At 71.0% G+C, this 23,341-nt stretch carries 31 protein-coding genes and 1 riboswitch; of the genes, 19 read left to right on the forward strand and 12 right to left on the reverse strand.

All coding sequences use genetic code 11. The annotated features are described in order from the left end of the window. Positions 1-90: 90 nt before the first annotated feature. Genes AB0C38_RS44690 through AB0C38_RS44705 form a run of 4 tightly spaced genes read right to left on the reverse strand, consistent with a single transcriptional unit; the run spans position 91 to position 3,240 of the window. The gene (locus AB0C38_RS44690; protein WP_360686000.1) at positions 91-363 is read right to left on the reverse strand and encodes a DUF6295 family protein; all 273 of its coding nucleotides are present in this window, start codon (positions 361-363) and stop codon (positions 91-93) included. Between the two features lie 14 nt (positions 364-377). Next, complete coding sequence (locus AB0C38_RS44695) at positions 378-1,118, reverse strand: dienelactone hydrolase family protein (RefSeq protein WP_360686003.1); 741 nt, start codon at positions 1,116-1,118, stop codon at positions 378-380. After that, on the reverse strand, positions 1,115-2,809 hold the full coding sequence (locus tag AB0C38_RS44700) for an MFS transporter (protein ID WP_360686006.1): 1,695 nt from the start codon (positions 2,807-2,809) through the stop codon (positions 1,115-1,117). The genes AB0C38_RS44695 and AB0C38_RS44700 overlap by 4 nt, the downstream gene beginning before the upstream one ends. Further along, positions 2,806-3,240, reverse strand: a complete 435-nt coding sequence (locus tag AB0C38_RS44705) for a MarR family transcriptional regulator (RefSeq protein ID WP_360686008.1) — start codon at positions 3,238-3,240, stop codon at positions 2,806-2,808. The genes AB0C38_RS44700 and AB0C38_RS44705 overlap by 4 nt, the downstream gene beginning before the upstream one ends. 157 nt (positions 3,241-3,397) lie before the next feature. Between AB0C38_RS44705 and AB0C38_RS44710 the strand changes: the two genes are divergently transcribed. After that, positions 3,398-4,312, forward strand: coding sequence for a hypothetical protein (locus tag AB0C38_RS44710; protein ID WP_360686011.1), 915 nt, complete (start codon positions 3,398-3,400; stop codon positions 4,310-4,312). Here the strand turns inward: AB0C38_RS44710 and AB0C38_RS44715 are convergent. The 4 genes from AB0C38_RS44715 to AB0C38_RS44730 are packed head-to-tail and all read right to left on the reverse strand — an operon-like array spanning position 4,309 to position 7,017. After that, complete coding sequence (locus tag AB0C38_RS44715) at positions 4,309-5,358, reverse strand: GTP-binding protein (RefSeq protein WP_360686014.1); 1,050 nt, start codon at positions 5,356-5,358, stop codon at positions 4,309-4,311. The two genes, AB0C38_RS44710 and AB0C38_RS44715, sit on opposite strands and share 4 nt — an antisense overlap. Then, positions 5,355-5,504, reverse strand: coding sequence for a 50S ribosomal protein L32 (gene rpmF, locus AB0C38_RS44720; RefSeq protein WP_360686017.1), 150 nt, complete (start codon positions 5,502-5,504; stop codon positions 5,355-5,357). The genes AB0C38_RS44715 and rpmF overlap by 4 nt, the downstream gene beginning before the upstream one ends. Beyond that, positions 5,504-5,758: a type B 50S ribosomal protein L31 gene (locus tag AB0C38_RS44725; protein WP_360686019.1), complete on the reverse strand. Its 255-nt coding sequence runs from the start codon at positions 5,756-5,758 to the stop codon at positions 5,504-5,506. Before AB0C38_RS44725 ends, rpmF begins: the two co-directional genes overlap by 1 nt. After that, on the reverse strand, positions 5,755-7,017 hold the full coding sequence (locus AB0C38_RS44730) for a GTP-binding protein (RefSeq protein WP_360686022.1): 1,263 nt from the start codon (positions 7,015-7,017) through the stop codon (positions 5,755-5,757). The genes AB0C38_RS44725 and AB0C38_RS44730 overlap by 4 nt, the downstream gene beginning before the upstream one ends. Before the next feature lie 79 nt (positions 7,018-7,096). Between AB0C38_RS44730 and rpmB the strand changes: the two genes are divergently transcribed. The 5 genes from rpmB to cobA all read left to right on the forward strand — a co-directional run bounded on the left by rpmB (position 7,097) and on the right by cobA (position 9,416). After that, positions 7,097-7,333: a 50S ribosomal protein L28 gene (rpmB, locus tag AB0C38_RS44735; protein WP_360686024.1), complete on the forward strand. Its 237-nt coding sequence runs from the start codon at positions 7,097-7,099 to the stop codon at positions 7,331-7,333. Next, positions 7,333-7,500: a 50S ribosomal protein L33 gene (gene rpmG, locus AB0C38_RS44740; protein ID WP_003091682.1), complete on the forward strand. Its 168-nt coding sequence runs from the start codon at positions 7,333-7,335 to the stop codon at positions 7,498-7,500. Before rpmB ends, rpmG begins: the two co-directional genes overlap by 1 nt. Next, positions 7,500-7,805, forward strand: coding sequence for a 30S ribosomal protein S14 (rpsN, locus tag AB0C38_RS44745; RefSeq protein ID WP_360686028.1), 306 nt, complete (start codon positions 7,500-7,502; stop codon positions 7,803-7,805). Before rpmG ends, rpsN begins: the two co-directional genes overlap by 1 nt. Then, complete coding sequence (rpsR, locus tag AB0C38_RS44750) at positions 7,802-8,056, forward strand: 30S ribosomal protein S18 (RefSeq protein WP_360686031.1); 255 nt, start codon at positions 7,802-7,804, stop codon at positions 8,054-8,056. The genes rpsN and rpsR overlap by 4 nt, the downstream gene beginning before the upstream one ends. A 133-nt stretch (positions 8,057-8,189) precedes the next feature. After that, entirely contained in the window at positions 8,190-9,416 is a 1,227-nt protein-coding gene (gene cobA / locus AB0C38_RS44755; protein ID WP_360686034.1) for a uroporphyrinogen-III C-methyltransferase, read from the forward strand. Here the strand turns inward: cobA and AB0C38_RS44760 are convergent. After that, positions 9,404-10,282 carry an alpha/beta hydrolase gene (locus AB0C38_RS44760; RefSeq protein ID WP_360686194.1) on the reverse strand — a complete coding sequence of 293 codons (879 nt, stop codon included), beginning with the start codon at positions 10,280-10,282 and terminating at the stop codon, positions 9,404-9,406. The two genes, cobA and AB0C38_RS44760, sit on opposite strands and share 13 nt — an antisense overlap. A 148-nt stretch (positions 10,283-10,430) precedes the next feature. Between AB0C38_RS44760 and AB0C38_RS44765 the strand changes: the two genes are divergently transcribed. Together AB0C38_RS44765 and AB0C38_RS44770 are read left to right on the forward strand one after the other, a co-directional pair. Next, positions 10,431-11,273: a crotonase/enoyl-CoA hydratase family protein gene (locus tag AB0C38_RS44765; protein WP_360686037.1), complete on the forward strand. Its 843-nt coding sequence runs from the start codon at positions 10,431-10,433 to the stop codon at positions 11,271-11,273. Between the two features lie 21 nt (positions 11,274-11,294). Continuing rightward, positions 11,295-13,004, forward strand: coding sequence for an AMP-binding protein (locus tag AB0C38_RS44770; protein WP_360686040.1), 1,710 nt, complete (start codon positions 11,295-11,297; stop codon positions 13,002-13,004). 61 nt (positions 13,005-13,065) lie between these two features. Here AB0C38_RS44770 and AB0C38_RS44775 read toward each other — a convergent pair whose 3' ends face one another. After that, positions 13,066-13,467 carry a hypothetical protein gene (locus tag AB0C38_RS44775; RefSeq protein ID WP_360686042.1) on the reverse strand — a complete coding sequence of 134 codons (402 nt, stop codon included), beginning with the start codon at positions 13,465-13,467 and terminating at the stop codon, positions 13,066-13,068. A 34-nt stretch (positions 13,468-13,501) separates the two neighbouring features. After that, on the reverse strand, positions 13,502-13,756 hold the full coding sequence (locus AB0C38_RS44780; protein WP_360686045.1) for a hypothetical protein: 255 nt from the start codon (positions 13,754-13,756) through the stop codon (positions 13,502-13,504). Between the two features lies 1 nt (position 13,757). Between AB0C38_RS44780 and AB0C38_RS44785 the strand changes: the two genes are divergently transcribed. The 9 genes from AB0C38_RS44785 (at position 13,758) to trxA (ending at position 18,509) form a co-directional block, all read left to right on the forward strand. Beyond that, complete coding sequence (locus tag AB0C38_RS44785; protein WP_360686047.1) at positions 13,758-14,171, forward strand: hypothetical protein; 414 nt, start codon at positions 13,758-13,760, stop codon at positions 14,169-14,171. Between the two features lie 156 nt (positions 14,172-14,327). Then, positions 14,328-14,558: a hypothetical protein gene (locus tag AB0C38_RS44790; RefSeq protein WP_360686050.1), complete on the forward strand. Its 231-nt coding sequence runs from the start codon at positions 14,328-14,330 to the stop codon at positions 14,556-14,558. Between the two features lie 13 nt (positions 14,559-14,571). After that, complete coding sequence (locus AB0C38_RS44795) at positions 14,572-15,192, forward strand: CDP-alcohol phosphatidyltransferase family protein (RefSeq protein ID WP_360686053.1); 621 nt, start codon at positions 14,572-14,574, stop codon at positions 15,190-15,192. Positions 15,193-15,293: 101 nt separating this feature from the next. After that, positions 15,294-15,680 carry a glycine cleavage system protein GcvH gene (gene gcvH / locus AB0C38_RS44800; protein ID WP_285996464.1) on the forward strand — a complete coding sequence of 129 codons (387 nt, stop codon included), beginning with the start codon at positions 15,294-15,296 and terminating at the stop codon, positions 15,678-15,680. 137 nt (positions 15,681-15,817) lie between these two features. Further along, on the forward strand, positions 15,818-16,288 hold the full coding sequence (gene garA, locus AB0C38_RS44805) for a glycogen accumulation regulator GarA (protein WP_284750621.1): 471 nt from the start codon (positions 15,818-15,820) through the stop codon (positions 16,286-16,288). Beyond that, a complete protein-coding gene (locus AB0C38_RS44810; RefSeq protein ID WP_360686058.1) occupies positions 16,285-17,031 on the forward strand; it encodes a MerR family transcriptional regulator in 747 nt (248 codons plus the stop codon). The genes garA and AB0C38_RS44810 overlap by 4 nt, the downstream gene beginning before the upstream one ends. A 215-nt stretch (positions 17,032-17,246) precedes the next feature. Continuing rightward, positions 17,247-17,720, forward strand: coding sequence for a bifunctional nuclease family protein (locus AB0C38_RS44815; protein WP_009078856.1), 474 nt, complete (start codon positions 17,247-17,249; stop codon positions 17,718-17,720). 43 nt (positions 17,721-17,763) lie between these two features. After that, positions 17,764-18,159 carry a MerR family transcriptional regulator gene (locus tag AB0C38_RS44820; protein ID WP_360686061.1) on the forward strand — a complete coding sequence of 132 codons (396 nt, stop codon included), beginning with the start codon at positions 17,764-17,766 and terminating at the stop codon, positions 18,157-18,159. An 11-nt stretch (positions 18,160-18,170) separates the two neighbouring features. After that, a complete protein-coding gene (gene trxA, locus AB0C38_RS44825) occupies positions 18,171-18,509 on the forward strand; it encodes a thioredoxin (RefSeq protein WP_360686064.1) in 339 nt (112 codons plus the stop codon). On the opposite strand, the gene AB0C38_RS44830 is transcribed toward trxA, so the two are convergent. Further along, entirely contained in the window at positions 18,506-19,138 is a 633-nt protein-coding gene (locus AB0C38_RS44830; RefSeq protein WP_360686067.1) for a TetR/AcrR family transcriptional regulator, read from the reverse strand. The genes trxA and AB0C38_RS44830 overlap by 4 nt on opposite strands. Before the next feature lie 278 nt (positions 19,139-19,416). Here AB0C38_RS44830 and AB0C38_RS44835 point away from each other — a divergent pair, with 278 nt between their 5' ends. Together AB0C38_RS44835 and gcvP are read left to right on the forward strand one after the other, a co-directional pair. Then, complete coding sequence (locus AB0C38_RS44835; protein ID WP_360686070.1) at positions 19,417-19,995, forward strand: MerR family transcriptional regulator; 579 nt, start codon at positions 19,417-19,419, stop codon at positions 19,993-19,995. Between the two features lie 42 nt (positions 19,996-20,037). After that, a riboswitch (glycine riboswitch) is annotated at positions 20,038-20,137 on the forward strand. A 308-nt stretch (positions 20,138-20,445) separates the two neighbouring features. Continuing rightward, positions 20,446-23,325 (forward strand): aminomethyl-transferring glycine dehydrogenase, encoded by a 2,880-nt coding sequence (gene gcvP, locus AB0C38_RS44840; protein WP_360686197.1) that lies wholly within the window; start codon positions 20,446-20,448, stop codon positions 23,323-23,325. Positions 23,326-23,341: the final 16 nt, after the last annotated feature.

A 23,341-nucleotide genomic window follows, 5' to 3' on the forward strand; every position in this document is an offset into this window, starting at 1 on the left:
TGTTCCTCGGCGCCCTCTACACCCCGTGAAAAGCCGTGAAGGCCTCCTTACCGGCTCTTATGGCCGGTAAGGAGGCCTTCACGGCTTTTGCTACTGGTTGCGGGAAGCGAGACCCGCGGGGGCGGACTTGACCGCCGCGACGATCGCATCAGCCAGCGCCAGCGCGTCCTCCTCGGTGAGTTCGAGGGCGACCCGGGCCGAAGCGCCCAAGTCCGGGTTGCGGAAGTCGATGTTCACCGTGTGCCCGTACGGCGCGTGGACCGGGTGGTCGACGTACACGGTTCCCTCGTTCAGGCGGAACCAGCCGCGGGCGCCCTTGCCGCTGCCTTCGAGCGCGAACTTCTCGGTCAGGTAGGTGCACATGAGCGGGTCCTCTCTCAGGCCGTGAGTGTGCGGGAGTAGAAGTCGAGGATGCGTTCCCAGCCGTCCTTCGCGGCTTCGGGGCGGTAGCTCGGGCGGTCGACGGAGAAGAACGAGTGGCCCGCGCCCGCGTACGTGTGGAACTCGTGCTCCTTGCCCAGCTTCTCCAGCTCGGCCGCGAGCACCGCGACCTCGTCGGGGCTGGGGAACTGGTCGTCCGCGCCGAAGATGCCCAGCAGCGGGCACGACAGCTGCGGTGCCAGGCCGAGCAGCGGCTTCATCTGCTTCATGGCCTCGGGCGGGTCGGCGACGACGAACGCGCCGTAGCAGTCGACCGCCGCGTCGATGTCGAGCGAGCAACCGGAAAGGAACGCCTGGCGCCCGCCCGAGCAGTGCCCGATGACGCCGACGCGACCGTTCGCGTTCTCGAGTGCGCGAAGGTAGTCGGCGGCGCCGGAGACGTCGCCGACCAGGCGGTCGTCGGGGACGCCGCCGGACGCGCGGACCGTCGCGGCCGCGTCGTCCGGGTCCGCGCCCGGCGCCTCCCGGAAGTACAGGTTCGGGCAGAGCGCGTTGTAGCCCTCGACCGCGAAGCGCCGCACGATCTCCTTCGTCGCCGCGTCGTAGCCGGGCATGTGGTGGATCACCACGACGCCGCCGCGCGGGGTCGCGTCGGTCGGCTTGGCCAGGTAGGCCTCGAGCTCGTCACCGCCGTGGCCGGTGATGGTGACGGTCCCGGCGACGATCTCGTCGGTCATCGGTTCTCCTTCGATCCCTCGGGGGTGTGGAAGTAACGCGCGCCGCGCGAAGCGGAAGCCACCGCGGCGACGACGGCCATCACCGCGGCCGCCGTGAACACGACCACCAGGCCGTGGTGGAACGGACCGGACACCAGCTGCGGGAAGAACTCCCCGCCGGTCAGCGCCGAGCGGTCGGCCGGGGAGAGCCCGGCCAGGACGTCCGGGCCGAGCAGGTGCCCGACCGGGTTGCTGCCGAGGAACGCGGCGAACAACGTGCTCACCGGCGGCAGCTGGGCGACGCCGTCGGCGACGGACGCCGGGACGCCGTGGGCTTGCAGGCCGCTGGTCAGCGTCTGCGGCAGCGACGAAGCCAGCCCGGCGATCATCAGCGAGAAGAACACGCCGATCGACAGCGACGTCCCGGAGTTCTGGAACGTCGCCCGCATCCCGGAGGCGACCCCGCGCTGTTCGGTCGGCACGCTGCTCATGATCGCCGAAGTGTTCGGCGCGGAGAACATGCCCTGGCCGATCCCGCTGACCACCAGCAACGTGGCGAACGCCGGGTACGGGAAGTTCACCGGCAGCGCCAGCAGGCCGAGGAACGCCCCCGCGACCAGCAGCAGCCCGCCGGTCGAGAACAGCCGCGCCCCGAACCGGTCGGACAGGTAGCCCGACACCGGCCCCGCCAGGAGGAACCCGACGGTCAGCGGCAGCATGTAGATGCCCGCCCACAACGGCGTCCGCTCGTAGTCGAAGCCGTGCAGGGGCAGCCAGATGCCCTGCAGCCAGATGATGAGCATGAACTGCATGCCACCACGGGCGACCGAAGTCAGCAACGCGGCGATGTTGCCCGCGGCGAACGCGCGGATCTTGAACAGCCCGAGGTGGAACATCGGCGCGGCGACCCGCGTCTCGATGATGCCGAACGCCACGAGCAGCAGCACGCCGCCACCGATGCCGCCGAGCACCAGCGGGTTGCCCCAGCCGGTCGCGGCGCCGCCGTAGGGCTGGATGCCGTAGGTGATCCCGGCCAGCAGGATCGCCGTGCCGGCGGCGAAGGTGATGTTGCCGCCCCAGTCGACTTTCGCGCGCTTGGGCGTGCCGACCTCGCGGAGGCTGCGGATCGACCAGATCGTGCCGAGCAGCCCGAACGGGACGCTCACCCAGAACACCGCGCGCCAGTCGATCTCGGCCAGCAGCCCGCCGACGACCAGGCCGAGGAACTGCCCGGCCAGCGCGGTGATCTGGTTGACGCCGAGCGCCATGCCGCGCTGCTCGGTGGGGAAGGCGTCGGTGAGGATGGCGGCCGAGTTCGCGGTCAGCATCGACCCGCCGACAGCCTGCACGATCCGCCAGCCGATCAGCCACAGCGCGCCGCCGCCGGCGTGGAACGGGTCGAACGACAGCGCCACCGACGCGACGCTGAAGACGACGAAGCCGAGGTTGTACATCTTGACCCGGCCGAACATGTCGCCGAGCCGCCCGAGCGTCACCACCAGCACGGCCTGCACCAGCAGGTAGCCGAGGATCATCCAGAGCAGGTAGCCGATGTTGCCCGGGGCGAGCGGGTCGAGGCCGATGCCGCGGAAGATCGCCGGCAGCGAGATGATGACGATCGAGCCGTCGAGGGCGGACATCAGCACGCCGAGCGTGGTGTTGGAGAGCGCGACCCACTTGTAGCGGCCGCTCGTGGTCTGCGTCGCCGTCACAGCTCGTCCGCCAGGCGCTCGATCAGCGGGATGGCGGCGACGAGCTCGCGCTGCTCGGCCGCGGTGAACTTCTCCGCCAGCGCGGTCGCCATCTTCTGCGTGGTCCGGGACCGGCGATCGGTGAGCAGCTGGACGCCGGTGTCGGTGACCGACATCAGCACCTTGCGGCCGTCGGAGTCGTCCTTGCGCCGCTCCACGAGCCCGCGGTCGACCAGCCCGGCGAGCGTGACCCCCATGGCCTGCGGCTTGACGCGTTCGAGGTCGGCGAGGCAGCCCGGCGTGGCCGGGCCCTCCCGGTCGAGCCGGGAGAGCACCGACCGTTCGGGCAGGGTCAGTTCGCCGACGACGTATCCCTGGCGCAGCCGCCGGACCAGCCGGCCGAGCGCGACGCGCAGGTCGGTGCTCGCTTGGAGCAGCTCCTCGTCCGTCATATTCATCAACCTAGACTGATAAATCTGGGGTGATCAACTCGGACGTTTTGCCTGAACCGAGCGAAAACGACCGCCCAGCACGAAATTGTGCTTAGCTGGAGCGGGACAGCAGGATTCACCTGGGGGGTATCCGATGCGAGTTCGTCGTAGAATCACCGTGCTTCTGGCCGTCGGGGCGATGGCGTTCGGCGCCGTACCGGCCCACGCGAGTGCCGCCACCCCGATCGCCGAACCGACCGTGACGTCGGCCGAGTACCCCGACGACGGTGCCTGGCACCCCGGTGCCGGGGTGCCGGGCTCGTTCACCTTCACCGCCGCCGCAGGCGAGGACGCGGTCGTCGGGTTCTACTACGGAAACACCGATCCGGCCGGCACCTTCGTGGCGGCGGACCACCCTGGCGGGTCGGCGACTGTTTCCTACACGCCGCAGGCGTCCGGGCCCAACGATCTCTACGTGGCGAGCGTCGACAACGCGGGCAACCGGTCGCCGAACCACATCCACCACTTCTACGTGCAGTCGACGGAGCCTCGGGTCGACGCGCCTCGTGAAACCGGTGTCGGAGTCCCGGCCGAGGTCCGCTTCTCGCCCGGCATGGCCGATGTCGTCTCGTACACCTACCGGATCGACAACGGGCCCGAGACCACCGTCGCGGCCTCGGCCGACGGAACCGCGACCGCGAACATCGTCACCGCGAACCCGGGGTCCCACCGGCTCAACGTGTGGAGCACGACCAGCACGGGCTTGCGGTCCGGCACCGCCGACCCGAGCTACACGGCCAGTGAGGCTCCCCTCGTGGCGAGCACCGACTACCCGGACTTCGTGGGCAGCGGCGGCCCCGGCATCCCCGGCGTCTTCACCTTGACTCCCCGCACGCCGGGCGTCGTCGAGTACGTCTACTACTTCAACGAGGACTGGGACAATCCGACCGTGGTCCCGGCCGACGCCGACGGCCGGGCGAGCTTCACCTTCACCCCCGACGCGTCGGGTTTCTACCCCATGCAGGTCTACAGCCGGACCGCCGGCGGCGCCCAGTCGAACCGCGGCCGCGACTACTTCATCGTGGTGAACTAGGGCACCGGCTCCCACTCCGGGAACGGGTCCGGCCCGGTCGCGTCGCCCAGGCAGCCGTCCAGTGCCGTCAGGAGTGCTTCCTTCGCCAGCTCGACGCCGATGAACACCAGCTCCTGACGCGGCTCGTCCGCCACGCCCTGGGGCTCGAACCGCGCGACCGTCCCGGCCTGGGACCACAGGCCGGTCACCCCGGGCCGGGACGCCAGCGCGAAGAACCCCTTGGACCGCAGCACGGTCCCGAACTCGCCGGAGTCCAGCCGCCGCGCGACGAAGTCCCACAGCGCCGCCGGGTCGAACGCCCGGGACGCGCGGAACACCACACTGGAGATCCCGTATTCCTCGGTCTCCGGCACGTGGTCGCCGTTCAGTTCGGCGACCCAGCCGGGCGCTTCCTGCGCCTTCACCGCGTCGTACCGGCCAGTGCCGAAGACCCGGTCGAGAGGCACCTCGCCGAAACTGCCGGTGACGACGTCCGCGGCGGGGTTGAGCCGCCGCAGCGTCGCCACCAGGCGCTCCGATTCAGGCGCGGAGATCAGGTCGGTCTTGTTCACCAGCAGGACATCGGCGAACTCGACCTGGTCCATGAGCAGGTCGCTGACCGTCCGCTCGTCGTCTTCGTACTGGTCCAGCCGGCGCTCCACGAGGGAGTCGCCGGCGGCCAGTTCACGGGCGAAGTTCGCCGCGTCCACCACCGTCACCATCGTGTCGAGGCGAGCCACCTTGTCCAGGAACGTGAACGTCGCCGCCACCGGCATCGGCTCGGAGATCCCGCTCGACTCGATCAGCACGTGGTCGAAGCGGTCGTCCGAACACAGCGCGGCCACCTCCTCGAGGAGGTCCTCCCGCAGGGTGCAGCAGATGCACCCGTTGGTCAGCTCGACGAGGCGCTCCTGCGAGCGCACGAGCGCCGCGTCGATGTTGACCTCGCTCATGTCGTTGACGATCACCGCCACCCGCGGCCCCGCCCGGTTGGCGAGGATGCGGTTGAGCAGCGTCGTCTTGCCGGCGCCGAGGAACCCGGACAGGACCGTGACCGGGACGGTCACGAGTGGAAGAACCGCATCAGGCGACGCGGGACGAGCTTCGTCTCGCCGCCGACCTCGATCGGGACCAGGTCCGGGACCGCGGCCTTCCACTGCGAACGCCGGGAACGAGTGGTGCTCCGCGACTTCTTGCGCTTCGGGACGGCCATCAGCGCGTCCCCCGCTTGCCGTAGCGGCGGTGGAACTTCTCGACCTGGCCGGCGCTGTCCATGATCCGCTGGGTGCCGGTCCAGAACGGGTGCGACCACGAGCTGATGTCGACCATGACGAGCGGGTAGCTCTGTCCGTCGGACCACTCGACGGTCTTGTCGGAGGTGAGGGTGGAGCGGGTCAGGAACGCGTCGCCGGTGGACGAGTCCTTGAACACCACGGGGTGGTAGTCGGGGTGGATGCCGTTCTTCACTGGTCTTCCTTTCGGTTCGCCGCGGTCGCGTCGTGGCGCGCCGGGCCGGTTTCGGTGTCCTCGCACGGCTCTTCGTGCCAGTCGCCGAACGGGTCGGGGTAGCGGAGCCACTCCTCGGGGCCGGCGGCCAGTTCCTCTTCGGTGAGTAGAGCGCCGCGCAGGGCCGCGTCGATCTCGTCGGGGGTTGTCTGGTCCGTCACCACGACGAGCTCCTGCGCGCGGTCGCCGTGCACCGGGTCCCAGCGCAGGGACGCCAGGGTCCGGCGCTCGGGGGAGACGTCCGTCCACGCCGGACCGTCCGGCGAGGCGAGCCACGGGCCGGCGTGGCCGATGCCCAGCCCGCCCCCGGCCGACTCGATCCAGAACGCGACGTCCGGCTGGCTGGCCACCCACGCGCGCCCACGGGTGCGGACGACGCCGTCGAGCAGGACGTCGAGGGCGTCGTGGAGCCGCTCGGGGTGGAACGGCCGCTGCGCGGTGAAGGTGACGACGCCGATGCCGCAGTCGGGGTGCAGCGGCGGCTCGCCGCGCAGCAGGGCGCCGTGCATGTCGGTGACCTCGCCGCGGCGGGCGTCCTGCGGTACCGCGTCGAGCACGCTGTGCCCGTCGATCCGGTTCAGCTCGACGCGGGGGACCGACGGCGCGACCCGGTCGAGGATCGCGGACGCCTTCGCGGCGGTCCACGCGTCGGTGGCGGCGCCGGCCAGCACGAGGACGTCGGCGAACTCGGCCTGGGACAGCGCCACCTGGGCGACGGTGCGTTCGTCCTCCGGGCTGGCCTGCAGGTTCCGCTCGGCGAGCACGTCGTCGCCGGTCACGTCGGCCAGCCAGGTCGCACAGTGCACGACGGTGAGCACCGCGCGCAGGTCGACGTCGTCGCTCACCGGGTGGTCGCCGACCAGGACGTTCCGGATCGCCCAGCTCACCGGCTCCGGCTCCATGGCCTCGTCGAGGCGGACGACGATCCGGCGGACCTGCGGCATCCGGGCGAGGTGGCGCAGCAGCGGGAGCAGGTCCTCGCGCAGGGTGCACGACACGCAGCCGTGCGCCAGTTCGAGGACGGTCAGCTGGTCGCGCTGCTCCAGCCGCAGCCGGCGGCGGACGACACCGGAGTGGATCTCGCGCAGGTCGTGGTGGACGACGGCGGTGCCGGGGCCGGCGACGCGCAGCAGTTCGGCGAGTTCGGCGTTCGGTCCCGGGGCGAGGCCGCTGACGAGGACGAGCGGGACGCGGGGTGGGTGGGTCTGCTTGGGGGTCACGGCGGCTCCAGGAATACGGGCGGGGTACGGTGCGTAAGAGTAAATGAAAACGACAACCACTATCAACTCGGGAGGGTCCGTGTCCGCCGTGTGCCAGGTCACCGGCCGCAAGCCGGGGTACGGCAAGCAGGTCTCGCACTCGCACCGCCGTACGTCCCGGCGGTGGGAGCCGAACCTGCAGAACCGCCGCTACTTCGTGCCCGGCGAAGGCCGCTGGGTGCGCCTGCGCGTCTCCGTCAAGGGGATGAAGACGATCGACAAGCGCGGCATCGAGTCCGTGGTCGCCGAACTGAAGGCAAGGGGAGTGAAGCTGTAATGGCGAAGAGCACCGACGTCCGGCCGATCATCAAGCTGCGGTCCACCGCGGGCACCGGCTACACGTACGTCACGAAGAAGAACCGGCGGAACGACCCCGACCGGATGGTCCTGCGCAAGTACGACCCGGTCGCGCGCAAGCACGTCGAGTTCAAGGAAGAGCGCTGATGGCGAAGAAGTCGAAGATCGCGAAGAACGAGCAGCGGAAGGTGGTCGCCGCGCGGTACGTCGAACGCCGTCGCGCGCTCAAGGCCGTCGTCGCGTCGCCCTCGGCGTCCCCGGAGGAGAAGGGCGAAGCGGTCGTCGCGCTGCAGAAGCTGCCGCGCGACGCGAGCCCGACGCGCATCCGCAACCGCGACGCGGTAGACGGGCGTCCGCGCGGGTACCTGCGGAAGTTCGGGCTGTCGCGGGTGAAGATGCGCCAGGCCGCGCACCGCGGCGAGCTGCCCGGCGTCACGAAGTCGAGCTGGTGAGCAGGATGCCGAAGCCGAACCGCGACCGTCCCGCCAAGCGCAAGGTGAACCTGTTGCGCGCCGGCAAGGTCACCGAGGTCGACTGGAAGGACGTCGACCTGCTGCGGAAGTTCATCTCCGACCGCGGCAAGATCCGCGCCCGCCGCGTCACCGGATTGACTCCGCAGCAACAGAAACAGGTCGCCACGGCGATCAAGAACGCGCGCGAGATGGCCCTGCTGCCGTACCCGGCCTCGGGGCGCGCGAGCTGAAATCCGGGTGGGGACCGCTGGGTGGGTGCGCTCGCCCGCTCAGCGGCCCCCACGGAGCTGCTGGTCCTGCTCGAACGGTGACTCTTCGCACGCCCGGCTGGTGCGGGCGCGCACCGTCAATAAACTCCCGCCCATGGACGACCCGCACTACCTCTCCGGCCTCCAGCTGTCCGGCCGCCGCGTCGTGATGTTCGGCGGTGGCTCGGTCGCTCAGCGGCGGCTGCCCCGGCTCATCGGCTCGGGCGCCCGCGTCGAACTGGTGTCACCGCACACGACGCCGTCGGTGCAGGGGATGGTGGACGCGGGGGAGCTCGTCTGGCACGAACGCCCCTACGCCGAGGGCGACCTGCGAGCCGCCTGGTACGCGCTGGCCTGCACCAACGACCCCGACGTGAACGCCGCGATCTGCGCCGAGGCCGAGCGCGAGCGGGTGTTCTGCGTCCGCGCCGACGAAGGCGAGTCGGGTTCCGCGGTGACCCCGGCGTCGGGCCGGCACGGCGGCCTGCTGTTCGGCGTCCTGTCCGGCGGTGAGCCGCTGCGCTCGGCCGCGGTCCGCGACTCGATGCTCGACGGCCTGCACAACGGCACGATCGAGGACGGCCGACGGCCGCACCCCGAGGGCTCCCTGCCCGGCGTCGCGCTGGTCGGCGGCGGCCCCGGCGACCCGGAGCTGATCACGGTCCGCGGCCGCCGGCTGCTGTCGCGCGCGGACGTCGTGGTCGTCGACCGGCTGGCACCCCGCGAGCTGCTCGACGAGCTCGCGCCCGAGGTCGAGATCGTCGACGCGGCGAAGATCCCGTACGGCCGCGCGGCCAGCCAGGACGTCATCAACCGCACGCTGATCGAGAAGGCCAAGGAGGGCAAGTTCGTCGTCCGGCTCAAGGGCGGCGACCCGTACCTGTTCGGCCGCGGCTTCGAAGAGGTGCTGGCCTGCGCCGAGGCGGGCGTCCCGGTGACGATGGTCCCGGGCATCACCAGCGCGTTCGCGGTGCCGGCGGTGGCGGACGTCCCGGTGACCCACCGCGGGGTCGCGCACGAGGTCGTGGTGGTCTCCGGCCACGTCGCCCCGGGCGACGACCGGTCCCTGGTCGACTGGGAGCTGCTGGCCCGCATGCGCGGGACGATCGTGCTGATGATGGGCGTGGAGCGGCTGCCGCAGTTCGCGAAGGCGCTGCTGGACGGCGGCCGCCCCTCGGACACCCCGGTGGCGATCGTCGAGGACGGCACGATGCGCACCCAGCGGGTGCTGCGGTCCACTTTGGACACGGTGGTCACGGACGCGGCGGCGTCGGGAGTCCGGCCGCCCGCGGTGATCGTGATCGGCCCGGTCGCCGGCCTCGCACCGGTTCAGTCCTCGTAGCAGCTCGCGGCGAAGTCCCGGATCGCGTCCGACAGGCGGGTCGGGTCGAGGCGGAGCTCGACCGGGCTGCGCGCCTGGACGAACTCCGCGTCCGGCATGTCGACCGCCAGCGTGTCCGCGTCGCCGAACGGGTGGATCGGGTCACCCTGGTGGCCGATCACCAGCGCCCGCGTCGTGATCTTGCGGCGCACCGACTTCGGTGGGGCGATGCGGCCGAACAGCACGCCGTGCAGCAGCGCCGCCATCGGGGCCGGGCGCTGCGACAGCGTGTCCGTGACGACGTCGACCCACTGGTTGCCGTGCGGGACCAGGGACGCCGCCAGCGCCACCGCCTGGACCGTCACCGGGAGGAACCGGGCCGCCATCAGCAGCGGCGCGAACGTGAACAGCCCGGCGACGATCGCGTTGTCCAATACCGGCATCTCGACGATCAGGCCGCGGGCCCGCTCCGGCGCCTGCACCGCCACCTCGAGGGAGACGTTCGCACCCAGGGATGTCCCGCCGATCACCGCGGACGAGACTTCGAGGTGGTCGAGCAGCGCCAGCGTCTGCTCGGCGAACGAGGGCATCGAGTAGAGCCACGACTCGGTCGGCCGGTCGGAGTCGCCGTGGCCGAGCAGGTCGAGCGTGACCACCCGGAACCCCGCGCGGGCCAGCCGGCGCGCGAGCGGGGCGTGCATCCGGCGGGTGAGCATGATGCCGTGGGTGAGGACGACGACCTGGTCGCCGCTGCCGAACTCCGTGTACCAGAGCCGGTGGCCCTCGTGGTCGAACGAGCCGGTCAGCTCGATCGGGCGGGAGGCACGCCGGGTGGGCGGGGCCGGGGGCTCCGGCTCGATCAGGGTCGCGCTGCCGGCCGGGCTCATCTCCCACCGTCCTCCCCGCGTCGTGGTCACCTACGTCCAGGAAAACATCCCATGACCACGTTGGCACAGTGGATCCCGACAGTGACTCGCGCGTCAATTGACAACGTGCCAATGGCGGCTCGTCGCGGGCATGGGTCAAGATGACCTCATGACCGCTACTGCTGACAGTCTGCCCGACCTCGTCTCCCTGAAGGTCGACGTCGACGGCCCCGTGGCCGAAGTGACGCTCCTCGGCCCGTCGAAGGGCAACGCGATGGGGCCGGACTTCTGGCGTGAGCTGCCGCTGGTCTTCCGCGCGCTGGACGTCGACCCGCAGGTCAGGGCCGTGGTGCTGACCGGCAGCGGGGCGCACTTCTCCTACGGCCTCGACCTGCCGGCGATGATGGGCGACTGGGCGCCGATGCTGGGCGGGGACAACCTGGCCGGACCGCGCACCGCGTTCCTCGACCAGGTGCGGTCGCTGCAGGCGGCGGTCAGCTCGATCGCGGAATGCCGCAAACCGGTCGTCGCGGCCGTTTCGGGCTGGTGCATCGGCGGCGGGGTCGACGTGGTCGCCGCCGCGGATATCCGCCTGGCCAGCGCGGACGCCAAGTTCAGCGTCCGCGAGGTGCGCGTCGCCATCGTGGCGGACCTCGGCAGCCTGCAGCGGCTCGCCTCGATCGTCGGCGAAGGCCACCTGCGCGAGCTCGCCCTGACCGGCAAGGACATCGACGCCGCGCGCGCCGAGAAGATCGGGCTCGTCAACGATGTCTACGCGGACCAGGACGCGCTGCTGGCCGCCACGCGGGAACTCGCCGGGGCGATCGCTGCGAACCCGCCGCTCGTGGTGCAGGGTACGAAGCAGGTACTGGCGACGAACACCGAGCGCCAGGTCGCCGACGGCCTCCGGTACGTCGCGGCGTGGAACTCGGCGTTCCTGCCCAGCAAGGACCTCGGCGAGGCGGTCCAGGCGTTCATGGAGCGTCGCGCGCCGGAGTTCAAGGGCGAATAGGCGAATAGGCAAGGAGGCAGGGTGAGCAACGGCGCTTCGGAAGTCCACCACGCGTTCCGCGTGGCACGGGACTACCTGCAGACCCACCGCGAGGACTACGACACGGCGTACCGCGACTTCGCCTGGCCGGAGTTCGACCACTTCAACTGGGCGATCGACTGGTTCGATGTCGTCGCGCACGACCCCGACAACGCCGAGCGGTACGCGCTGTGGATCGTCGAGGAGGACGGCACCGAGAACCGCTGGACCTACCCGGAGCTGTCCGGCCGGTCCAACCAGGTGGCGAACTGGCTGCGCGGCCTCGGCGTCCGCCGCGGTGATCGGCTGATCCTCATGCTGGGCAACCAGGGCGAGCTGTGGGAGACCATCCTCGCCGCGATCAAGCTCGGTGCCGTGATCATCCCGGCGTCCACCCTGCTCGGCCCGGCCGACCTGACCGACCGCGTGGAGCGCGGCGCGGCCAAGCACGTCGTGGTCCGCTCGGTGGACGCGGAGAAGTTCGCCGACGTCGGCGGTGACTACACGCGGATCGCGGTGGGGGAGCCGGTCGAGGGCTGGCACTCGTACTCGGCCGCGTTCGCCGAGTCGCCGGAGTACCGCCCGGACGGCCCGACGAAGGCCGGCGACCCGCTGCTGCTCTACTTCACCTCCGGCACGACGGCGAAGCCGAAGCTGGTGCAGCACACCCACGTCTCGTACCCGGTGGGCCACCTGTCCACGATGTACTGGATCGGGCTGGAACCGGGTGACGTCCACCTGAACATCTCCTCGCCCGGCTGGGCGAAGCACGCGTGGAGCAACTTCTTCGCTCCGTTCAACGCCGAGGCCACGGTGTTCCTCTACAACTACAACCGGTTCGACGCGAACGCGCTGATGGCCCAGATGGACCGGTGCGGCGTCACGAGCTTCTGCGCGCCGCCGACGGTGTGGCGGATGCTCATCCAAGCGGACCTGACGGCGCTGAAGACGCCGCCGAAGAAGGTCGTCGGGGCGGGGGAGCCGCTCAACCCCGAGGTGATCGAGCAGGTGCAGAAGTCGTGGGGGGTCACCATCCGCGACGGCTTCGGCCAGACCGAGAGCAGCGTCCAGATCGCCAACACCCCCGGCCAGGACGTGGTGCCCGGCTCGATGGGCCGCCCGCTGCCCGGGTTCGTGGTGGCGCTGGTCGACCCGGTCAGCGGCGAACGCGCGGCGGAGGGCGAGATCTGCCTCGACCTGCAGCACCGCCCGGTGGGCCTGATGACCGGGTACACCGGCGACGACGAGCGCACGTCGGCGGCGTTCAGCGGCGGCTACTACCACACCGGTGACGTCGGTTCGATCGACGAACGCGGCTACATCACGTATGTCGGACGCACGGACGACGTGTTCAAGGCGTCGGACTACCGCATCTCGCCGTTCGAGCTGGAGAGCGTGCTGATCGAGCACGAGGCGGTGGCGGAGGCGGCAGTGGTCCCGGCCCCCGACCCGATCCGGCTCGCGGTGCCGAAGGCGTACGTCGTGCTGGCCGCCGGCCACGAGCCGACCCCGGAGACGGCGAAGGCGATCTTGGCGTACTGCCGCGAGCACCTGGCGCCGTACAAGCGGATCCGGCGGCTCGAGTTCGCGGACCTGCCGAAGACGATCTCGGGCAAGATCCGCCGCGTCGAGCTGCGCGGCCGCGAGAGCGACCCGGCCCGCGGCGCGGGCACGGAGTTCCGCGAAGAGGACTTCCCCGACCTCAAGTCCTGACGGCAAGTGCGGGTCGTGAGTGAGAAACAGTGTTAGAACGCTGTTTCTCACTCACGACTGCTCAGGCGCGGGTGCCCTCGACCTGGCGGCCGTCCTCCGTCGAGCACGCCGTCACCGGGTCGTTCGGGCCGCTGCCGCACGTCCACTCGTCGAGGACGACCGGGCCCGGGCCGTCGGCGGAGGCCGCGTCGGCCGGGGTCAGCTTGGCGAAGTAGTCCTTCAGCAGCTTCGTCGCCGCGGCGCAGTCGACCTGGCCGTGCGCGACGACCGCCGTCTTCGCGCCGCTCGTGCCGGGGACGTCGCCGCACGGCACGCCCGGCGCCGTCGACCCGGCCGCCGCGGCCGCGGCGGGGACGGGCTCGGAGCCGGTCGGGGACGGCGCCGCGGGCGCCGGGTCACCGCCGCAGCCGGCCAGCACGGCGGTCGCGGCGACGAGCAGCAGGGGGTAGGCGAGTGTCTTCATGGGCCCTTCAGGAGCGGAAACGGATCGGGAGAGGTCACTCGGACGGCACGACGGCGGCGAAGACCGTCTGCTCGCCCTTCGTGCAGGTGGTGCCGCCCTGGGCGGCCGGTGGCCCGGACGTGCACAGCCAGCCGTCGACGGTCTCGTTCACCGCGTCGTTCGAGCCGGCGCCCTGGCGCCCGGCGATCTTGCGGTGGAAGTCGCCGACGAGCTTCGTCGCCGCGACGCAGGTGACGCCGGCGGAGCCGCTGTCGAACACGTAGAGCGTCAGCCCGCTCGCGGCGGTCACGGTGCCGCACGACCCGGGTACCGACGGCGGCGCCCCGGACGGCTTCGTCACCGGCGCGGGCGCGGAGGAACTGCCGCCGGCGGGCGGTGGCGGAGGCGTCCCGGTGGACGTCGGCGCGGCGGAGGAGGTCGCCGGGGGAGGCGATGAGGGCGGCGCCTGCGCGGCCGGCTCGCCGGAGCAGGCCGCGAGCGCGGGCACGGCGAGGCAGGCGGCGAGCAACGGCCGCCACGTCCTCGTGGTGGTCGGGTGGGGCACCGCGATCGTTTCCTCCCCGGTCAGGCTGGCCCGGTCATTCTGGCCCATCCGGGCCGGGGCCGCGTGGACCGACTCGCCCACAGGTGTGCGGCAGATTACTCCAGCCGGGTGGCGGCCCGGCCCGGTGGCCACCGGAACACCGTCCACAATGGACAATTAACATTCCGTTCACGCTCCGAAACCTCACGCTGCCATCAAGAATCGATCGGTCTAATTCCGGCCGGGACGGTTAACATCCCGGCCCCGCGAGCCGAAGATCTTGGTGGAGGCTGACGAGCTTCCCGTCCCCGACCCCCGTCCCGATCCCGTGAGAGCGATGAACGCCGACGCTGTGACCAGCCCCGAAGCCAGCACCGACGAGACCACCGGCCCGGCCGGCCCGCCGACCGTCCCCAGCAGCGTCGTGTGGTGCTGCGGACGCCCGTACGTCCTGGAGGCGCGCCCCGGCCGCGCCCGCTGGATGGGCACCGACTACCGCGGCCGCCCCGAGGCGCTGAGCAGCGCCGAACTGCAGCGACGCGGCTGGAGCCGCCGCCGGGCGTGCTGACTACGCTGGCCGGGTGAGCACAGCCGCCCCCGAACCAGCCGCGCAGGCGAGCGCCGCCGAGCCGTCCCTGCTGAGGCAGGCCTTCAACGTCCCCAACATGCTGTCGCTGCTGCGGCTCGCCGGCGTGCCGGTGTTCCTCTGGCTGCTGCTGGGTCCGGAAGAGGACGGCTGGGCGCTCGCGCTGCTGGTCTTCAGCGCGCTGACCGACTGGCTCGACGGCAAGCTGGCCCGCTGGCTCAACCAGATGTCCCGGCTGGGCCAGCTGCTCGACCCGGCGGCCGACCGGCTCTACATCCTCGCGACGCTCATCGCGTTCCTGGTCCGGGAGATCATCCCCTGGTGGGTCGTGGTGCCGCTCCTGGTGCGCGAAGCCGTGCTCGGCGTCTGCGTGCTGACGCTGCGCCGCCGCGGGTTCGCCCCGCCGGAGGTCACCTACATCGGCAAGGGCGCGACCTTCGTGCTGATGTACGCCTTCCCGTTCCTGCTGCTCGCGCAGGGTGGCTCGGACATCGCCGCGGTCGCCCGGCCGATCGGCTACGCCTTCACCATCTGGGGCGGGGTCCTCTACGTCTGGTCCGGCGTGCTCTACGTCGTGCAGGCGCGCAACGCCCTGCGCGGCGCCGGCGACAACTGAGCGCGACGGTTTTCCCCGGGTCGAGCCCGCCGCTGCGCCGTGTGGGTGTAAGACTTCGCCCAGCACGTTTTCGCCAGTGAGGGCATGAAAGGGGACCGGCGGTGTCCGCTCCTGAAGAGCTTCGCTACACCGAGGAACACGAGTGGGTCGCCACCCGCGGCGAGGACACCCTCGTCCGCATCGGCATCACCGAGTACGCGCAGGACCAGCTCGGCGACGTCGTGTTCGTCGACCTGCCCGAGGTCGGCCGCCAGGTGAGCGCGGGCGACGTCTTCGGCGAGGTCGAGTCGACGAAGAGCGTGTCCGAGCTGTTCGCGCCGGTCGACGGCGAGGTCGTCTCGGTCAACGACGCGGTCGCCGACTCGCCCGAGCTGATCAACAGCGACCCCTACGGCGAGGGCTGGCTGATCGAGATCCGGCTCGACGACCCGGCGGGGCTCGAAGCCCTGCTGGAAGCCGAGGCGTACGACGCCCTGACCAAGGGCTGAACCCCGCTCCGGGCCGCCCGGACCGGCACTGCGCCGGTTCGGGGAGCCGGGGCTCGGAGAATCGATCAGGCACGGTACGTTGGCAGCTACACGTTCTTGAGTACTAGGCAACACAGCATGTGTGGAGGAGAGCTCAGGTGAGCACGAACGACGGGCCCGGCGGCGTTCCCCCGGAGCAGTCTCCGGAGCGGACCTCTGTCTTCCGGGCCGACTTCCTGGCCGAAGCCGAAGGCCACGAGTCCGCCCCCGCCGCGGAGGCACCGGTGCAGGGCGTCGACGCCCTGCCGGCGGGTTCGGCGCTCCTGGTCGTGAAGCGCGGGCCCAACGCGGGTTCGCGGTTCCTGCTCGACCGCGACACCACCAGCGCGGGGCGGCACCCGGACAGCGACATCTTCCTGGACGACGTCACGGTCTCCCGGCGGCACGCCGAGTTCCGGCGTGAGGGCGGCGAGTTCGTCGTCATCGACGTCGGCAGCCTCAACGGCACCTACGTCAACCGCGAGCCGGTCGACCAGGCCGTCCTCGCGGGCGGCGACGAGGTGCAGATCGGGAAGTTCCGCCTGGTCTTCCTGACCGGTCCGGGTCACGGGGGCCAGGGGGCGCAGTGACGGCGGCCGGGCGGCCACAGAACCATGGACTGAGCATCGGGGCCGTGCTGGCGCAGCTGCGCTCGGACTTCCCCGATGTCACCATCTCCAAGATCCGGTTCCTCGAAGCCGAAGGCCTGGTCCAGCCGGGCCGGACGGCTTCGGGGTACCGGCAGTTCGCCGCGGCGGACGTGGAGCGCCTGAGGTTCGTCCTGGCCGCCCAGCGGGACCACTACCTCCCGTTGAAGGTCATCAAGGAGCAGCTGGACGCGGCGGACTCGGGAGCCGGGCCCGTCACGGCCCTGCCCCGCCCGCCGCGCCGGCTGGTGCCGATCGACACCGCGGCGGAGAACGTCGGCTTGCCGGTCGCGGAGGACTTCGCCCCCGGCAAGGAGCTGCGCCTGACCCAGGAGGAGCTCTTGGAGCAGGCCGGCATCGACGCCGCCGCGCTGGCCGAGCTGCAGCAGTACGGCCTGGTCCGCCCCGGTCCCGCGGGGTTCTTCGACCCGGACGCGGTGCTGGTCGCGCGGACGGTGAAGGCGATGACCGAATTCGGTATCGAGCCGAGACATCTGCGCGCCTTCCGCGCCGCGGCCGACCGCGAGGTCGGGTTGCTGGAGCAGATCGTGACCCCGGTGTATCGGCACCGTGACCCGGAGGCCAAGTCGAGGGCCGATGAAGTGGTGCGAGAGCTCGCGGCACTGTCCGTGACCCTGCACACGCTCCTCGTGAAGGCCGGAATCCGTGGCGCCACGGGTTGTTGAGCCGTAACGGGCGGTGAGATCCTCTTTGCGGTCCCATGTCAATGACTGAATGTTCGGCACCTCATGCCGTACCGTGAGAACAACGGTTTGCGGTAGGCGAGCCGAGAGTGTCCGACAGCGAGCACAGCGCACGGATGACGGGTAGCGTCGGGAGTGAACGGCGCGAGGCGGTTCCAGCGCTGAAGCCCGTGTGCACGAGAGGGAGGCGAAGCCCGATGAGCGAAATGCGCGTCGTCGGTGTGCGGGTCGAGCTGCCCGCGAATCAGCCGATCTTGTTGCTGCGGGAGACCGAGGGCGAACGGTACCTGCCGATCTGGATCGGCTCGGTCGAAGCGACCGCCATCGCGTTGGAGCAGCAGGGGGTCCGTCCCGCCCGTCCGCTCACCCATGACCTGCTGAAAGAGGTCATCGGGGCGTTGGGCCGCGAGCTCGAGCAGGTCGTGATCACCGACCTCAAGGAAGGCACGTTCTTCGCCGAACTCGTCTTCGACGGTGACATCAGGGTGTCCGCCCGGCCGAGCGACTCGGTCGCGCTGGCCCTGCGGATCGGCGTTCCCATCCACGCCGTGGACGCGGTGCTGGAAGAGGCCGGCCTGATCATCCCGGACGAGCAGGAGGACGAGGTCGAGAAGTTCCGCGAGTTCCTCGACTCCGTGTCGCCCGAGGACTTCCGGGGAGCCGATACCTGAAGACCTTGCCTTGACGCGGACGTCAACGTCTAGCGTCGGTGGTATGCGGATCGGAGAGCTTGCGCAGCGCACGGGTGTCACCACCCGTGCGCTGCGTTTTTATGAGGCGCAGGGCCTGCTGCCGGCCCGTCGCTCGGCGAACGGCTACCGCGAGTACGACGAGGACGACCTGCAGCTGGTCGAGGAGATCCAGACCCTGCAGACGGTCGGCCTGACCCTCGACGAGACCCGCCCGTTCGTCGACTGCCTGCGCAGCGGCCACGAGACCGGCGATTCCTGCGCGAGTTCGATCGAGGTCTACCGCCGCAAGCTCGAAGAGGCCGACGCGCTCTTGGCGCGGCTCGGCGGAATCCGTGGCGAGCTGGCCGCGAAGCTCGCCGGTGCCCTCGCCCGGCAGGCACCCGATCCCTGTGTCGTTCCCGACGCCCCGCGCCCGTGAAGGAGCTTGTCATGCCCGAAGTGACCGCTGTCGCCGTTTCCGACGTCACCGACGCGACGTTCGCCGCCGAGGTCCTCGGCAGTGACGTGCCCGTGCTGGTCGAGTTCTGGGCCACCTGGTGCGGGCCGTGCCGGATGGTGGGGCCGGTGCTGGCCCAGCTGGCCACCGAGCGGGCCGGGAAGCTCGCCGTGCGGAAGGTCAACGCCGACGAGAACCCGGAGACGACCCGGTCGTACCAGGTCATGTCCCTGCCGACGATGATCCTCTTCTCGGGCGGCGAGCCGGTGACGACGATCGTCGGGGCCTACCCGAAGGCCCGGATCGAGGAGCGCCTCGACCAGGCCCTCTAGGGAGCAGTCGCCTTCACGAAGGTGTCGGCGACCTCCCGGCCGTACTGATCGAGGTCCAGCGACGGGTCCGCCGCGTAGGCCGCGGCGACCCCGTCGATCGCCTGCGCGACGGACATCGCCATCACCTCCGGCGTGAAGCCGCCGAACAGTCCTTCCGCCTGGCCCTGCTTGAGCTGGCGGGCCAGGCCGTGCACGCGCATGTCGTCGACCAGGATCTTCGTCATCATCCAGCCCTCGGCGTCGTCGGCGTTGGCGGCCATCTCCGTCAGCACCCGGACGCACTCGGGGTACGAGCGCAGGAACGCGATCGACGTCTCGATGTGCGCCCGCAGGTAGCCGGGCCGGTCGGCGGGGTCGACCCCGCCGCCGGTGCGCTCCTTCAGGAACTCGTTCTTCGTCTCGACCACCGTGCTGAGCACGGCCTGCATCAGGCCGGCCTTGTTGGTGAAGTGGTACGAGATCATCCGGGTGCTGCTGAGCCCGGCGCGTTCCTTGATCTTGGCGAACGTGGCTTTCCGGTAGCCGAGGTCGGCGATGACGCCGATGGTCGCGCCGATGATCTGCGCGCGCCGCGCCGCCTCGGTCACGCTGAGGCCCATCTCGGCCATGAGATCGGTGTTTACTTGCATGAGTAAAAAATTACACGAGTGAGTAAAAGAGCGCAAGAGGTTTGAACCACTGCCTCCGGGGTACGGCGAACGGCTCAAAGGCTCATCCGACCGTTGAGGCTTGCCGCGCGTCGCGTTGACCGGTGTTCTCCTGGCGCTTACCGTCGAAGGAGGTAAATCGCCACGATGTGATTCACGGTCTGGGGCCGGGTCGTGGTGGTTGATCTCCGGCGGGTCCCGCTCCTGGGACCGTCCGGCTGTCATTCGCCGGCCGTCCGGTCGGGCGAAGGGAGGCTTGCGTGGTCGAGGCTGGTTCCGAGAAGCAGCCTGTTCAGGTCGCGGCTGGTGAGCAGGGTGAACTGTTCCCCGACGACTCACTGCCCGACGAGCTGGTGGGCTACCGCGGCCCCGCCGCGTGCCAGATCGCGGGGATCACCTACCGCCAGCTCGACTACTGGGCCCGGACGAAGCTGGTCGCACCCAGCATCCGCACGGCACACGGCTCCGGCTCGCAGCGGCTGTACTCGTTCAAGGACATCCTGGTCCTCAAGGTCGTCAAGCGGCTGCTGGACACCGGGGTCTCCCTGCAGAACATCCGGGTCGCGGTCGACCACCTCCGCCTCCGCGGCGTCCGCGACCTCGCGCGCGTGACGCTGTTCTCCGACGGCACCACCGTCTACGAGTGCACCTCGCCGGAGGAGATCGTCGACCTGCTCCAGGGCGGCCAGGGCGTCTTCGGCATCGCCGTCAGCGGAGCCATGCAGGAGATCAGCGGCACCATCCACGAGTTCCAGGCCGAACGCGCCGACGGCGGGATCGTCGAGCAGCACGGGCCGGACGAGCTGACCCAGCGCCGCAACGCCCGCAAGACCGGGTGATCATCGCTGCGGGGAGGCGAGTAAGGTCCCCCCTGCGGTCGACGAATCCGCGCGGGAGAGTCCGGACCACAACCTCGAGTCCGGCGCCGAAGGAGCAAGTCCTCCCCGGAACCTCTCAGGCACCCTGGACCGCGCGGACGAGACGCCTCTGGAAAGCGGGTCGTCAGGACACAACCTGATGGCCCCGCCGACGGTGCAAGCCCGGCTCAACCTCGGGCGAAACTCTCAGGCGCCCGTTTCGCGGGTACGGACAGAGTGGGGAGGGTACGGCCTCCGGGTTTGGGTGAGCTGTGCTCGCGGAGAGCGCTCGCCTGAACCCTCCGGAGTGTCTTGTGGGGGTGCAACCCCCACACCCCGCCCGGCGGGCTCCGCCCCCGGACCCCGGCCGTGGTCGCCTTCCGTTCTTCGGTCCGGTTAGCTGGGTGGAAACACCGCCGTTCGGAGGAGGCCATCGTGGACTTGTCACTCGCCTCTCTCGAGCAAGGGATCCCTTTCGTCGAGCGGCACATCGGGCCCGGGCCGGACGAACTTCGCCGCATCCTCGACGTCATCGGCGTCGCTTCTCTCGACGAGCTCTCCGAACGTGCCGTTCCCGAGTCGCTGCGCGCCTCCGCCGGCCCGCTCGAACTGCCGCCCCCGGCCACCGAGGCCCAAGCGCTCGCCGAACTCCGGGCGCTCGCCGAGCGCAACCGGCCCATGGCCCAGATGATCGGGCTCGGCTACCACGACACCGTCACCCCGCCCGTGATCCGGCGCAACGTGCTCGAGAACCCCGCCTGGTACACCGCCTACACGCCCTACCAGCCCGAGATCTCGCAAGGACGGCTCGAGGCGCTGCTCAACTTCCAGACCGTGGTCGCCGACCTGACCGGGCTGCCGGTCGCGAACGCGTCGATGCTCGACGAGGCCACCGCGGCCGCCGAGGCGATGACCCTCGTGCGCCGGGCCGGGAAGTCCGCGTCGAACCGGTTCGTCGTCGACCGGGACACCCTGCCGCAGACCCTCGCCGTGCTCCGGACCCGGGCCGAGCCCCTCGGCATCGAGCTGGTCGTCGAAGACCTGTCCCAAGGGCTGACCGGGCTCGGGCTCGGCGGTGACTTCTTCGGGATCCTGCTGTCCTACCCGGGCGCGTCGGGTGCGGTGTGGGAGCTTGACCTGACGATCGCCGACGCGAAGAAGCACGGCGCGGCGGTGATCGTCGCGGCCGATCCGCTGGCCCTGACCCTGCTGCGGCCGCCGGGGGAGCTCGGCGCCGACGTCGCCGTCGGGTCGACGCAGCGGTTCGGCGTCCCGCTCGGCTTCGGTGGCCCGCACGCGGCCTACCTCGCGGTCCGGAAGGGCCTGGAGCGGCAGCTGCCGGGCCGGCTGGTCGGCGTCTCGAAGGACGCCGACGGCGCACCCGCGTACCGGCTCGCCCTGCAGACCCGGGAGCAGCACATCCGCCGCGAGAAGGCGACGTCGAACATCTGCACCGCGCAGGTCCTGCTGGCGGTGATGGCGTCGATGTACGCGGTGTACCACGGGCCCGAGGGACTGCGCGGGATCGCGCTGCGCGCCCACCGGATGGCGACCGTGCTCGCGGCCGGCCTCTGCGAGGGCGGGGTCGAGGTCGTGCACGGCGAGTTCTTCGACACGATCACCGCGGCGGTGCCCGGCCGGGCGGGCGCGGTCGTCGCGGCGGCCCGCGACCTCGGCGTGAACCTGCGGCTCGTCGACGACGACCACGTCGGCGTCGCCTGCGACGAGACGACCACCCGCGAACGGCTTTCCTGCGTGTGGAAGGCGTTCGGCGTCTCGGTGTCCGATGTGGACGGCCTCGACGCGGACACCGCGGACGCGCTCCCGGCGCCGCTGCGGCGCACCAGCGGTTTCCTCGCGCACCCGGTGTTCCACGCCCACCGCTCGGAAACCGCGCTGCTGCGGTACCTGCGGCAGCTGGCCGACCAGGACGTCGCGCTCGACCGCAGCATGATCCCGCTCGGCTCGTGCACCATGAAGCTCAACGCCACCGCCGAGATGGAGCCGGTCACCTGGCCGGAGTTCGCCGGGCTGCACCCGTTCGCGCCCGCCGACGACGCCGCCGGTCTCCTGGAGGTGGTCGCCGACCTCGGCGCCTGGCTCGCCCGGATCACCGGCTACGACACGGTTTCCCTGCAGCCCAACGCGGGCAGCCAGGGCGAGTTCGCCGGGCTGCTGGCCATCCGCGCCTACCACCGTTCACGCGGCGAGGGCGAGCGCGACGTCTGCCTCATCCCGGCGAGCGCCCACGGCACGAACGCGGCGAGCGCCGTGATGGCCGGCATGCGGGTGGTCGTGGTCCGCTGCGACGACGCCGGCAACATCGACCTCGCGCACCTGCGGTCCACTGTGGACGGCCATCGGGCGGACCTGGCCGCGATCATGATCACCTACCCGTCGACGCACGGGGTCTACGAAGACACCGTCGGCGAGGTGTGCGCGCTGGTGCACGACGCGGGCGGGCAGGTGTACGTCGACGGCGCCAACCTGAACGCGCTCATCGGCGTCGCCCAGTACGGCCGGTTCGGCGCCGACGTCTCGCACCTCAACCTGCACAAGACCTTCTGCATCCCGCACGGCGGCGGCGGACCCGGGATCGGGCCGATCGGGGTCCGCGCGCACCTGGCGCCGTTCCTGCCGAACCACCCGCTGCAGCCGGCGGCCGGTCCGGAGACCGGGGTCGGGCCGGTCAGCGCGGCGCCGTGGGGCAGCGCGTCGATCCTGCCGATCTCGTGGGCGTACGTCCGGATGATGGGTGCGGCCGGCCTGCGCCGGGCGACGCTCGTGGCGGTGGCCAACGCGAACTACGTCGCGCGGCGGCTCGGGGAGCACTACCCGGTGCTGTACGCGGGACACGACGGGCTCGTCGCGCACGAGTGCGTCCTCGACCTGCGGCCGCTGACGAAGGCGACCGGAGTGACGGTCGACGACGTCGCGAAGCGGCTGGCGGACTACGGCCTGCACGCGCCGACGATGTCGTTCCCGGTCGCGGGCACGCTCATGGTGGAGCCGACCGAGAGCGAGGACCTGGCCGAGCTGGACCGGTTCTGCGCCGCGATGATCGCGATCCGCGCGGAGATCGACCGCGTGGCGGCGGGGGAGTGGGCCCTGGCGGACTCGCCGCTGCGGCAGGCTCCGCACACGGCGGGCTGCATCGCGGGCGAGTGGGACCGGCCCTACAGCCGCGAGACGGCGGTGTTCCCGGCCGGGACGGGTGCGGCGAAGATCTGGCCGCCGGTCCGCCGCATCGACGGCGCGGCGGGCGACCGGAACCTCGTCTGCTCGTGCCCGCCCCCGGAGGCGTTCGCCTGACGGGTGTACGCCGGGC

The sequence above is a fragment of the Amycolatopsis sp. NPDC048633 genome (assembly GCF_040650695.1).
Taxonomy (GTDB): domain Bacteria; phylum Actinomycetota; class Actinomycetes; order Mycobacteriales; family Pseudonocardiaceae; genus Amycolatopsis.